The sequence below is a fragment of the Latilactobacillus parasakei genome, assembly GCF_049674265.1.
Taxonomy (GTDB): domain Bacteria; phylum Bacillota; class Bacilli; order Lactobacillales; family Lactobacillaceae; genus Latilactobacillus; species Latilactobacillus sakei.
Genome location: NZ_CP186861.1, coordinates 1,514,281 through 1,526,436 on the forward strand (window position 1 = coordinate 1,514,281; position 12,156 = coordinate 1,526,436).

Genomic DNA, 12,156 nt, shown 5'->3' on the forward strand with positions numbered 1-12,156 from the left:
CTTTTTAAAATAACCCTTATTCTGTTATTTTTTCATGATCAAAAACGATAATTGGCACCCGGTTATCAACGACACCGCTGTTATTGACTAAGGTTAATACTTGGCGTTTTTCATCTAAATCGAGGACCTCGTGACCGTCAAAATAGTCGGCTGTATATGCCTTATAGCGAATAGGGCCCATTTCCGAGTCAAATGTTTCTGGATAGCTCTTTAAGTCCGCATCATTTGGTACAATTAATAAACGAAAATCAGTATCTAATGAACAAAAACCAACCTTTGAGAATGGACCGACGCCATCATTTAAATCAAGTAATAATGTTTGATCAGTCGTCATCTGCTTTTGAATCTTCTCTTGAGCTGCTGCTGTTATTTTTAATACCATATTAATCATCCCTTTCATATATTTAGCTTACCACCATTTAGATTTTACACAATTTATATGCTCGCAGTACTTGTGCTACAATAGTTATCGTACTTATCTATTCGGGAGGCGTTTCGATGCTTTTTTATCGTTATTCTTATTTCATCAATCAAAATGATTTCGAATTCTATTTTAAAATTTTGCTCTCACTACTTGTTGGGAGTCTAATTCTCATTTACTTCGTCCAATACCTCCGTCACCGGTCCGATTCAAAGTATCGGGACCTCTTGATTATCTTCGTCTTAGTCGGCGTCTTACTTGGTGGCATTCAGTATACACGAGTAGAACAGCTCAACACTGCACGCTCGCAACAAGTCCAAATGACGCAGTTCATGAAGAGTATCGCCCAGGCGCAGAAAGTACCCGTCAAATCGGTTTCCGTCAACGCCACTTCACTCCAACAAAACATGGTCGTCAAAGTTCATCAGCACTACTATCAAGTGGTCTTCGACAATAACTTCACCAGTTATCAACTAAAAAAAGCGCAACTCATCAATTCTAAAATTACCTACCAACAATAAGGAGTCAGCCACATGCCATCTTATTTAGATATCACGATTAAACTCATTTTCGGCTTTTTCTGCCTCGTTTTACAAATTAACCTCTCTGGTAAGGGGAACTTAGCCCCTTCCAGTGGCATCGATCAACTTCAAAATTACGTCCTCGGCGGGATTGTCGGCGGTATGATTTATAACGCCGACATCTCGTTTATTCAGTTTTTCCTCGTACTCTTAATCTGGACGCTAATTGTCTTCACCATGAAATTTTTAACCACCCATAATCAATGGATTAAACGCTGGGTAATTGGTGTGCCCCAAACAATCATCACTAACGGCCGCATCGATGCCCGCACCGCCGCCAAGAATAGCTTGTCAGCCCAAGACCTTGCTTTTAAGCTCAGAATTGCCGGGATTAACGATATTCGGACCGTTCAACGGGCGATTCTAGAACAAAATGGCCAACTGACGATTACTCAAAAAGGCGACGCGACAATCAAATACCCACTGATTATGGATGGGCAAATCAACGTCGATGCATTAAGTTTAATCGACAAAGATGAAGACTGGTTACTCGCTGATATCGCCCAACAAGGGTACGAACTACAACAAATCTACATGGCCAATTATCTCAACCACCAAATTATCATTACGGCTTATTAACTTAAAAAAGGATGTGGGAACGAAAGTCACTTTCGTCCTCACACCCTTTTTTGGTTAACGAACTTTTTGGAAAATCTTCGCTAGAACCCACAAAACAACGCCGCAAATCAATGTGATCAGGCTGATTTGCCAAGCGTAATCCAAGACGCTTGTGGCGTAGTTAATAATCACAGTATTGAATTCACCAGCACGTTGGGCAACTTCTTCAATCAAGCCACTAAATTTAGCCGTTTCAGTCCCTAAGAGGAGGAATAAGCCACTCCAAGCAAGTGCTGCGCCTAAACTCCCGAATAGGTAGCGGAACTTCCCACTGACCGCGTATTGGACGATTAATAAGACGATTCCCATAATAATCGCAATCCACATCCCGATGTTAACGACACTCGTCATAACAGCTAATTCAGAAACCATTGGCACCAAATAAGGCGTTTGAATTTGATCATTTAAATACGTCTTCAATGGTGGTTGAACCGCCGCCACCGCTGTTTTGACTAACGCTTGTTCAATGGGGTTGCTAGGAATAGCCGCCGTTAAATTTCCGGCCATTTGTTCAACCATTTGATCACTGTCTAATGGCCGGTCTTTGAACGCGTAGATATTCTTAACGGTCTTGGTCATATCCGTTTTAACATCCGCGGTTGAGAGCAGTTGGACTTGAACCGATTGCGGTAAGCCATTTTTTTGCGCCGCATCTAATAAGACTGTATTGAATTCGTTTGTCACGAGTTTCAAGGTCTTAGGCTGATTAAGTTGTTCTTGGGTAAACGATTCTTTTAAAACTGTTTGATTTAAAATGATGCCGCCAATCCCAAAGAAGGCGCAGCAAAAAATTAAAAAAGTCAGAAAACGACTAAGGCCTTTATTCGGTCTTGTCGCCTTTGGTGTTTGATTCAGTCGACTCATATTGGTCATCATATTTTCCTTTCGATTTCACAGTTATCCTTAAATTTTAAGACTAGGCATATCAATTATTAAATGCTACAGTGAGTATATAGTATCGTTCACAGGAGGCACTTCAATGATCACTAATCTATCCATTTTATATATTTCGCCAGCTGGTAATACCCGTTCTTTTGTTTCCGATTTACAAGACTATGCACAACAACAACATACCACCAACCCGGCTTTGCCTACTATTTCATTAACTGAGATTTCAGATGCAACCCCCTTTAAGGATGAAACAGAACCCTTTTACGCTTTTGTGCCCACATACTTAGATGGCGGCAATGGTATTGATAACGGCGTCAAAGAATTGATGACCAATAGCTTAGGCGAATATATCGCTTATGGGCATAATGCTGATTTATGTTACGGCGTGATTGGCAGCGGCAATCGCAATTTCAACGAACAATATTGCTTAACTGCTAAACGCTATGCCGAACAATTTAACGTCCCCTTCATCGCGGATTACGAACTCCGCGGTAACTCTCGCGATGTTGGTCGGATCTACATGTTGTTAGTCGCCAATGCGCAAAAACACGCTTAGAGCTTCAAATTAGCGGGTAATGTCGTAATTAAATCAGTCGGTTGGGTCACAATTTGGACCGCGCCGGCTTTTTTCAGTTCGGCGATACTACCAAAACCGTAGCTAACACCAACAGCCGCCATTTCATTTTGCTTGGCCCCAAGAATATCATTTTGGCGATCACCAACCATCAAGAGTGGTTCAGTTTTCGTTGATAAACCAAGTTCTGCCAACGCATAAGTAATGACATCCGCTTTTTTAACCCGCGTTGTTTCATCAACACTTGCACCGTAGACACCGCTAAAGTAAGGCGTTAATTCTAAGTGGTCGATAATCTTCTTGGCAAAGGGTTCAGGTTTAGACGTTGCAATCGCCAATTGTAAATCTTGGGCTTGTAAGGCTGCCAATGTTTCGTGCATGCCTGGATAAAGTTCATTTTCATATAAGCCTTTAGGCGCATAATATTCTTGGAATGTTTTAATCGCCTGTTGCGTCGCTGCTTCATCTAAACCAAAGACTCTCATGATTGTTTCGTTAAGTGGTGGGCCAATAAAACTAATTAATTGGGCCGTCGTTTGCGTTGGCAAGGCCAATTCTTCAATCATGTACTCTAAGGCATTGATAATGCCCTTTTGTGAGTCGGCAATCGTACCATCTAAATCAAATAAAACTGTTCCTTTTGTCATCGATTCTCATCCTCAATCCCTTTGAATATACTTTATTTTAGCATACTATTTTCACCTTAAACTTTCCTTATTCTTTTTTTCATAAATCTATAAAGTGCGCTTCACAGAATCTTCACATTTCCCCATTATAGTTATGAGTATAGAAAAGCGATACTTTTCTATTTCATACTACTTAACTTTTTCATTTTACTCCTCCAAAGTAAAATACCGGTGAAGCGTGGCTTCACCGCACAGATTATCCCCCCAAAATAATCTGTAAAACCCTTACTCCTTTTTAGATCTTCGGATCTGCAAAAAGTCGGTCCCCCCAAGACCGACTTTTTGTTTGCATAAAAATAGCTAGCGATTAAACCAACATCGGTTAACCGCTAGCTATTTTTTATTTCAGATGGGCCTGCATAAATGTGACGGTGTCTAGTTGGGCCTCGTCAGATACTTTATGTTGACCATTATTTTCAGTCGTCAATGTGACCTGTTTTGTTGCCGGTGTTTCATCTTCAGTAATCTGCGTGATGAAATCAGCGGTAAATTGATAAGGCACCATTGGATCAGCGGTCCCATGATAAAAATGGAGTGGCCGACCCGCTAAGCGTTCAGCATTTAATGCTAAATCATATTCTGCCAAATCTGCGAGCGTTGTTTCAATTTGATCTTGGTACCGTTCTTGAATCGATTGTGGTAATTGACTGGTTTGCCATTTTGCAAATGCAACTGGCATTGGTGCGCCAATCTTATCAACCCCGACTTTAACGTTGGGATAACGAGCTAAAATAGCATCCGTTGTAATCCCACCCATTGATGTGCCAGTGACACCCAGGCGTTCTGGGTCAACTAAGCCTTCCGCTTGTAAAGCAGCAACTAATGGGCCGAATTCATCGACTGATTGCATCACAATCTGCCAGAATTCAAACATCAACTCAGAAAACATTTGGCTACCGTGACGTTTACCATGATACTTAGCATCTGGTAAAACGACCCGAAAACCTGCTTTAGCGAGAAAGTTAGCCAACATCAATTCGGATTCTTTCCGATGCGTCCAACCATGATAGACAAATACCGTTGGTAACAAGGTTTGTTCTTGCCCACCTGGCGTCACAATTAACGTGCTGACGGCGCCAAATTGGCGTTCTTCGATACTAATCATTCATCTGTCTCCCTCTTTTTAATTTCCCGGGCAATACTACCCGAAGAAAGTGCCAGTAATCTTATAACGACGCTTGATATAGATGCGGACTACGATTAATAATGCCGCAATCACGATTTGAATCCATGCTGGTAAGACTGGGTTCATGAAACCTGGAATTAAGATTGTCACACCATAAGCGGCGACAAAGGCCAAGGTTAAGCCGACAACGATTAACGCCATCTTCCAGAATGGTGGGCGTTGTTCTTTGGGCATTTGTGTATAGCGCATTGGATAAGTCATGATAACGCCGGCCATCGCAGCTGTAATCACAATTGAGGTAATCCCAATCATTGCATTTGAGTTCTTGCTTGAAAATTGCGCTGCAATCCCGTTGAAAGCTAAATACATAATCAAGAAAATCAAAGCATTATCCAACATTTGTAATTGTAAACTCGTTTTAACCGGTGCTTTAGGCGCGTGTAGTAATTGATTAATCTTCGTGCTAACTGGCCCGTAAATTTGCGTTGCGGGTTGTCCTTTGTGTTGTGCTTCAAGCATTTCAGGTAACATCTCAGCAAGCATTTCAGCTTCTTTTTCGGCTGAAACATCTTCTTCTTTTAAAGCACGCTTGAATTTAAATAAATAGTCCGCGTTTTTCTTACTTAATTGTTTACTGAGCGCGTCAACATCGACTTGCTCTGTTTCTACTGCTGGTTCTGTCTTAGCCAATTGTTCTCCTCCTCAAATTAAACGTTGAATCTGAATTCGATAATGTCGCCGTCTTCAACCATGTATTCTTTACCTTCAAGACGTAAACGACCAGCTTCTTTAACAGCTTGCATTGAACCGTATTGATCAAGGTCAGCAAATGAGACTGTTTCGGCCCGGATAAAACCGCGTTCGAAGTCGGAATGAATCACACCGGCAGTTTGTGGGGCTTTCATGCCTTGACGGAAAGTCCAAGCACGGGTTTCCTTGCCACCAGCGGTAAAGAAGGTTGCAAGCCCTAATAGGTGGTATGAAGCACGGATTAATTTATCCAAACCTGATTCAGTAACGCCTTCTGCTTCTAAGAATTCAGCTTTATCAGCGTCATCTAATGAGGCAATTTCTTCTTCAGTTCTTGCTGAAATCGCAATTACTTCTGCGCCTTCTTTAGCTGCAAAATCTTGAATTTGTTTAACGTAATCAACACTATCAGGATCTGCCATTGCATCTTCAGCGATGTTGGCAACGTATAAGACTGGTTTTGACGTTAATAGGAAGAACCCTTTAACCATCTTAGCTTCGTCTTCGTTAAATTCGATTGAACGAACTGAGCCGCCTTCTTCAAGAACGGGTTTGATTTTCTTTAAAACTTCAAATTCAGCCAAAGCTTCCTTGTCCTTAGTGCGGGCAATCTTTTCAACACGCGCATAACGCTTTGTGACGCTTTCTAAGTCGGCTAAGCTAAGTTCTAGGTTAATTGTATCGATATCGTCTAACGGATCAACAGTCCCCGTTACAGACGTGATATTATCATCGTCAAAAGCACGAACAACATGCACGATAGCGTCCACTTGGCGAATGTTTTCCAAGAATTTATTCCCTAAACCTTCACCCTTGCTAGCGCCTTTAACAATCCCGGCGATATCGGTAAATTCAAAAGTCGTTGGGACAATCTTCTTAGCGGGAATGATTTCTTGAATCCGGTCTAAACGTTTGTCGGGTACTTCAACCATCCCAACGTTAGGATCAATAGTCGCAAATGGGTAGTTCGCCATTTCGGCACCGGCCTTAGTAATGGCGTTAAATAAAGTTGATTTTCCGACGTTGGGTAACCCAACAATTCCTGCAGTTAATGACATAGTTTTTTACACTTTCCTTTACGTTAAAAATTAGTTTGATTGGGACCTTTTGACAACAATTGATAATGTGGTTCCGTTGTTACATCAACATCGGCAGCTTCGACCAACACTTTCTTTTGCTTCTTTTCAAATTCCCGGCGGGGTAATAAGACCGCGTGTCCGCAGCCCATACATTTAATTCGAATATCCATCCCTAAGCGGACCACTTCGAAACGATTGGTGCCACAGGCATGTTGTTTTTTCATCTGAACGAGATCGCCTAATGCATACATCACAAATGTCTCCTTAATCTAATCAATATTGACATCTAGTAAAGCCAAGATTCGGTTTAAATCCTCTACCGTGCCGTAATCAATTTCAATTTTACCCCGGCCCTTACTGTTCATCGCAATATTGACCTTGGTATCGAATTTATCGACTAATTGGTTTTCACTCGCTTGAATGTAAGGTGATTTAATCTTAGTCTTAGCAACTTTAGCCGCTTTGGTTTGATTCATTTGGTTGACGAGTTGTTCTAATTGGCGCACCGTTAAACTTTCGGCAATCGTTCGCTTGGCGAGGGCGCTAATTTGACTCTTTTTCTTCAATGATAAAAGCGTCCGCGCTTGTCCCATTGAGAGTTGGCCTTCTTGCAGCAATTGCTTAACGTCTGCTGGTAAGCCCAATAGACGTAAGTAGTTGGCAATGTAAGGGCGACTCTTGCCTAAGCGTTCTGACACTTCAGCTTGCGTTAAGTTTAACTTCTTCAAAAGGGTGTCGTAGGCTTGCGCTTCTTCTAGCGGTGTTAAATCTTCCCGTTGAAGATTTTCCAAGACCGCAATTTCCATCATCGCTTCTTCATCAAATTGACGGGTAATCGCTGGAATCGTAGTTTTGCCAGCTAATTTAGAAGCACGGAAACGACGTTCGCCAGCGATTAATTCGTAACCATTAATGCTTTTACGCACAATGATTGGTTGGAAAACGCCTGATTTTTTAATGGAAGCAGCAAGTTCTGCTAGTGCTGCCTCATCAAACGTTTTACGTGGTTGATAAGGATTGGGACGAATATCCTCGAGGGCAATCTCTTCAACGAGTTCATCCGCACGATTCTTATTGGGTCCCTCAAATGCTGAAAAAACAGCTTCGAGTCCTCGACCAAGTCCTTTACCATTTTTATTGACCATTAGCTGCTAACACCTCCTTGGCTAATTCTTGATAAACTTCAGCCCCACGAGATTTAGGATCGTAATCAATGATTGAAACCCCATGACTGGGTGCTTCCGCTAATCGTGTGTTGCGTGGAATAATTGTATCGTAAACGCGATCGCCAAAGTACTTGCGCACTTCTTCAATCACTTGGGCCCCTAAGTTTGTTCGGGCATCATACATCGTTAGTAAGACCCCTTCAATTGCAAGGTTCGGGTTGAAATGCTTCTGTACTAACCGGACCGTATTTAATAATTGACTCAAGCCTTCTAGCGCATAATATTCGCTTTGGACTGGAATCAAAATTGAATTGCTAGCCGTAAAGGCGTTGATTGATAATTGACCTAATGAAGGTGGGCAGTCAATCAAGACATAATCGTAGTCGTTTAAAACGGCTTCTAAACCAAGTTTTAAACGCATTTCACGGGCCATTTGGGCCGTTAATTCAATTTCTGCACCGGCTAATTGAATCGTTGCCGGCACAATATCAACGTGCTGATGATTTGTTTTCAAAATTGCTTCTTTAATTGGAATTTCATCGACTAAAACATCATAAATATCTTTTTCAACTTGTGATTTTTGAATCCCGATACCGCTCGTTGCGTTACCTTGTGCATCAGAATCAATGATTAACACTCGGTTACCCGCATCTGCTAAACAAACCGCTAAATTAATGGTCGTTGTTGTTTTACCAACCCCACCTTTTTGGTTTGCAATTGAAATAACATGCGCCATAATGTGCCTCCCTATTTCTTAGGAATTTCGATTGTGATCCGATAGACGTCTTTTTGATCGTCTTCGACTGCTGAAACTGGAATCCCACTTTGTTCAATCAATTCAATTGATTTTTTGATGGTATTAACGGCCACTTTCGTGTCACCAGTCGTCATTTCTTTCTTAGGCGCCTTTTTCTTGCCAGCCTTTTTAGGTGTTTCTGTTGATTCTTCAGTGGTTGCTGTTTCTTCTTCGACAACCGCCACTTCTTCTTCAACGGCTGGTTCTGGGTTAATGATTGAAGCGACTAGCGCTTCTGTATCCTTAACCGTTAATTGTTCCGCTAGGATTTGGTGTAAGACCATTTGTTGGTTGAATTCATCTAATTTCAACAAACTCCGACCATGGCGCTCTGAAATTTCATGGTTCATGATGGCTTCTTGAACCGGTTGTGAGAGCTTCAATAGTCGTAATTTATTAGCAACGAATGATTGACTCTTACCCATTTTTTCAGCCAAGCTAGCTTGTGTAAAGCCGTTTAACTTCATAAGGTTTTGGTAAGCATCTGCTTCTTCAACTGCCGTTAATTCTTCCCGTTGGAGGTTTTCAATCAAGGCCATTGAAGCTGTTTCATGATCATCCATCTTTTGAACGATTGCTGGTAATTCAGCCCATTTCAAGGTTTGAATGGCTCTAAAACGGCGTTCACCAGCGATGATTTCAAACTTTTGATCTTCATATTCTCTTAAAACAATTGGTTGTAATAAACCATGTTGTTCGATGGTGCTTGCCAATTCACCAATGTGATCGGTATTAAAAACCTTCCGTGGTTGGAAACGGTTCGGTACGATCGCAGCAACGGGCACCATTACCACCTGATTAACACTTGAACTTGTTTCTTCTTTTTTCTTACCAAAAAATGAAATTGCCATTATTTCTCCTCCTTAGCCATTAATGGTTTTTTAACCGGCACACCCGCGCGCCGTGGATATTTATCTGGGGTTGATTGAACCTTATCGATAATTACTAAATGTCTGGGATCGTTAGTTTCGGGTAAGTTAAACGCGATATCTTCTTTTAACTGACCACCTAACGTCTCAATTGCAAAAGCAGCTTCCGCTAATTCAGTGTCACTTTGACTCGCCTTTAAAGCGACAAACTGGCCACCCACTTTAACAGCTGGTAAACAGAATTCCGCTAAAACGTTCATTGGGGCGACCGCCCGAGCTGTCACCATATCAAATTGTTCGCGATACGGGCGCTTGACTTGGCTGAATAATTCAGCCCGATCATGCACGAGTGACACATCAGTTAACCCTAATTCGGCTACTAATTCTTCTAGAAAGTGAATCCGTTTATTTAATGAATCAACAATCGTCACCTTTAATTGAGGGAACAAGATTTTCATCGGTAATGATGGGAACCCGGCACCGGCACCGATATCACAAATATTGAGGGGCATCGTTCTCAATGATTCCAAGTATAAGGTTGGTGCGACCGAATCAAAAAAGTGTTTTAAATAAACGGCTTCTTTTTCTGTAATCGCCGTTAAATTAACGTTTTGATTGGTAGCCACTAACCGTTCGAAATAAATCTCAAACTGGTCTAATTGTTTTTGTGAAACATCAATTTGATGTTCTTTCAATGTCGCGACAAATGTCTTTGGTGTCATTGCTTCTCCTCTTATTACTAGCTTAATTGTATGCTGAATCTGTGGAACATTTATTGTTTCACGTATACAATTTAGTTTAACGTAAGTAAGTCTAAAAAACAAGGGACGGCCATCAATCGATTCCGTTTCATGTGGAACAAATTTTTCCGAATATTAGGAACATTTTACAGCGTTATTCGTTTTAACATTCAGTAAGTAAGCAGTTTTATCAGAATGTGACGACTACCCTATCATTTAAAGGCGAACTATCGCTAGTTTATGCGATTATTATATTCGTTTTTTAGTCATATTCTAATTGAAGTCGCCCAAAGCGTGTGCTAAACTGGATATTAAATAAATTTTAACCTATAGATATGGAGGGACACCTGTGGCAGATTTCCAGTCCGACTCAGCACGTACTATTGAACCAGCTCCAAAGCTTTCTCATATTAAAGCGGCCATTTTAGGCCTGCAACATCTTTTAGCAATGTATTCTGGTGACGTCCTAATTCCATTATTAGTCGGCGCAGCACTTCACTTTAACGCCGCACAGATGACTTACCTTGTCTCTGTCGATATTTTCATGTGTGGGATTGCCACGTTACTCCAATTGAAACGAACACCTTTAACCGGGATTGCTTTACCCGTCGTCTTAGGCTGTGCGGTCGAATACGTCGGTCCATTAACCGCTATCGGGACTAACAGTCAATTAGGGATTGACGTCATGTACGGTAGTATTATCGGCGCTGGGGTCTTCATCCTCTTAATTTCTGGTGTGGTTGCCCGCTTACGCTGGTTATTCCCACCAATCGTTACTGGTTCATTAATTACTTTAATCGGCTTCACTTTAATTCCCGTTGCCTTCCAAAATCTTGGTGGTGGCGATATTACTGCTAAGTCATTTGGGAGCGTCCCAAACTTAATCGCTGGTTTTTCAACGATTGTTCTGATTTTAATTTTTAGCATTTGGGGCCGCGGCTTCATTCAACAAATTGCAATTTTAATCGGCATTATCGGTGGGACATTAGTCGGCGCTGCTGTCGGTTTGGTGTCACTTGATCCAGTCGGTCAAGCTAGCTGGTTTAAACTACCAGAACTCTTCTACTTCGGTACACCACGGTTTGAATGGACGTCAATCGCATCTATGTCATTGGCAGCCTTAACCACAATGATCGAATCAATCGGCGTTTTCTTCGCGCTTGGCGAAATCGTCGGTCGTAACATCACAAGTAATGACTTAAAGCGCGGTTTCCGCGCTGAAGGATTAGCCGCAATCTTAGGTGGCTTATTCAATACCTTCCCTTATTCAACCTTCTCTCAAAATGTTGGGATTGTGCAATTATCAGGCATCAAAACAAAGAAACCTGTTTACTATTCAGCTTTCTTCCTCATCTTCTTAGGTCTCTTACCTAAAATTGGTGCGGTTGCCACGATTATTCCAACCTCAGTTTTAGGGGGCGCAATGGTCGTTATGTTTGGGATTGTTGGGATTCAAGGGATTAAAATGCTCCACAAGGTTGATCTTGAAGACAACCGCAACCTCTTAGTCGCAACCCTTTCAATCGGTATGGGCCTTGGGATTGCTATTCACCCCACCTTACTACAAGCTTTACCAGCTAGTGTGCAAACCATTCTGGGTAACGGCTTAGTTGTCGGTAGTTTAACAGCGGTGATCTTAAACCTCCTCGTTAACTATCGCTCATTAATTGAAGCAAAACATCAACAATAAGCACATAAAAAGCGTCGGACAAATTAATTTTTGTCTGACGCTTTTTTCGTACTATTTAAAATGTGTTCTGTAACCCATATCCTGAGGGTTACGACGCACTCTTGATCTAAACGTGCTTTTTCAGGCATATTGTTGCGGTTAACTACGTCCCGCAAACAATCGACTGCGT

General features: G+C 41.6%; 15 protein-coding genes. 4 read left to right on the plus strand and 11 right to left on the minus strand.

From position 1 onward, the window contains the following. Positions 1–16: 16 nt before the first annotated feature. Entirely contained in the window at positions 17–382 is a 366-nt protein-coding gene (locus ACPBEH_RS07635; protein ID WP_424348792.1) for an iron-sulfur cluster biosynthesis family protein, read from the minus strand. Between the two features lie 116 nt (positions 383–498). On the opposite strand from ACPBEH_RS07635, the gene ACPBEH_RS07640 reads away from it, so the two are divergent. Together ACPBEH_RS07640 and ACPBEH_RS07645 are read left to right on the plus strand one after the other, a co-directional pair. Next, positions 499–942: a DUF3290 domain-containing protein gene (locus ACPBEH_RS07640; RefSeq protein ID WP_424348793.1), complete on the plus strand. Its 444-nt coding sequence runs from the start codon at positions 499–501 to the stop codon at positions 940–942. Positions 943–954: 12 nt separating this feature from the next. Next, positions 955–1,581: a DUF421 domain-containing protein gene (locus ACPBEH_RS07645; protein ID WP_424348794.1), complete on the plus strand. Its 627-nt coding sequence runs from the start codon at positions 955–957 to the stop codon at positions 1,579–1,581. Between the two features lie 54 nt (positions 1,582–1,635). Here ACPBEH_RS07645 and ACPBEH_RS07650 read toward each other — a convergent pair whose 3' ends face one another. Then, entirely contained in the window at positions 1,636–2,484 is an 849-nt protein-coding gene (locus ACPBEH_RS07650) for a hypothetical protein (RefSeq protein ID WP_424348795.1), read from the minus strand. A 115-nt stretch (positions 2,485–2,599) separates the two neighbouring features. Between ACPBEH_RS07650 and nrdI the strand changes: the two genes are divergently transcribed. Next, complete coding sequence (gene nrdI / locus ACPBEH_RS07655) at positions 2,600–3,067, plus strand: class Ib ribonucleoside-diphosphate reductase assembly flavoprotein NrdI (protein ID WP_424348796.1); 468 nt, start codon at positions 2,600–2,602, stop codon at positions 3,065–3,067. Here nrdI and ACPBEH_RS07660 read toward each other — a convergent pair. From ACPBEH_RS07660 to rsmG, 9 genes are all read right to left on the minus strand, one after another. Continuing rightward, positions 3,064–3,732, minus strand: a complete 669-nt coding sequence (locus tag ACPBEH_RS07660) for an HAD hydrolase-like protein (RefSeq protein ID WP_016264323.1) — start codon at positions 3,730–3,732, stop codon at positions 3,064–3,066. The genes nrdI and ACPBEH_RS07660 overlap by 4 nt on opposite strands. A gap of 379 nt (positions 3,733–4,111) precedes the next feature. After that, positions 4,112–4,876, minus strand: coding sequence for a prolyl oligopeptidase family serine peptidase (locus tag ACPBEH_RS07665; protein ID WP_424348797.1), 765 nt, complete (start codon positions 4,874–4,876; stop codon positions 4,112–4,114). Positions 4,877–4,912: 36 nt separating this feature from the next. Further along, on the minus strand, positions 4,913–5,587 hold the full coding sequence (locus ACPBEH_RS07670; protein ID WP_099960125.1) for a DUF1129 domain-containing protein: 675 nt from the start codon (positions 5,585–5,587) through the stop codon (positions 4,913–4,915). Between the two features lie 17 nt (positions 5,588–5,604). Further along, a complete protein-coding gene (gene ychF, locus ACPBEH_RS07675; protein ID WP_056946778.1) occupies positions 5,605–6,705 on the minus strand; it encodes a redox-regulated ATPase YchF in 1,101 nt (366 codons plus the stop codon). Positions 6,706–6,728: 23 nt separating this feature from the next. Continuing rightward, the gene (locus ACPBEH_RS07680) at positions 6,729–6,977 is read right to left on the minus strand and encodes a DUF951 domain-containing protein (protein WP_424348798.1); all 249 of its coding nucleotides are present in this window, start codon (positions 6,975–6,977) and stop codon (positions 6,729–6,731) included. Positions 6,978–6,995: 18 nt separating this feature from the next. Continuing rightward, positions 6,996–7,871 carry a ParB/RepB/Spo0J family partition protein gene (locus ACPBEH_RS07685; RefSeq protein WP_016264319.1) on the minus strand — a complete coding sequence of 292 codons (876 nt, stop codon included), beginning with the start codon at positions 7,869–7,871 and terminating at the stop codon, positions 6,996–6,998. Then, on the minus strand, positions 7,861–8,628 hold the full coding sequence (locus ACPBEH_RS07690; protein ID WP_016264318.1) for a ParA family protein: 768 nt from the start codon (positions 8,626–8,628) through the stop codon (positions 7,861–7,863). The genes ACPBEH_RS07685 and ACPBEH_RS07690 overlap by 11 nt, the downstream gene beginning before the upstream one ends. A gap of 11 nt (positions 8,629–8,639) precedes the next feature. After that, positions 8,640–9,539 carry a nucleoid occlusion protein gene (gene noc / locus ACPBEH_RS07695; RefSeq protein WP_424348799.1) on the minus strand — a complete coding sequence of 300 codons (900 nt, stop codon included), beginning with the start codon at positions 9,537–9,539 and terminating at the stop codon, positions 8,640–8,642. Further along, entirely contained in the window at positions 9,539–10,279 is a 741-nt protein-coding gene (gene rsmG / locus ACPBEH_RS07700) for a 16S rRNA (guanine(527)-N(7))-methyltransferase RsmG (RefSeq protein ID WP_424348800.1), read from the minus strand. Before rsmG ends, noc begins: the two co-directional genes overlap by 1 nt. Positions 10,280–10,646: 367 nt before the next feature. On the opposite strand from rsmG, the gene ACPBEH_RS07705 reads away from it, so the two are divergent. Further along, the gene (locus ACPBEH_RS07705; protein WP_011373730.1) at positions 10,647–11,987 is read left to right on the plus strand and encodes a nucleobase:cation symporter-2 family protein; all 1,341 of its coding nucleotides are present in this window, start codon (positions 10,647–10,649) and stop codon (positions 11,985–11,987) included. Positions 11,988–12,156: the final 169 nt, after the last annotated feature.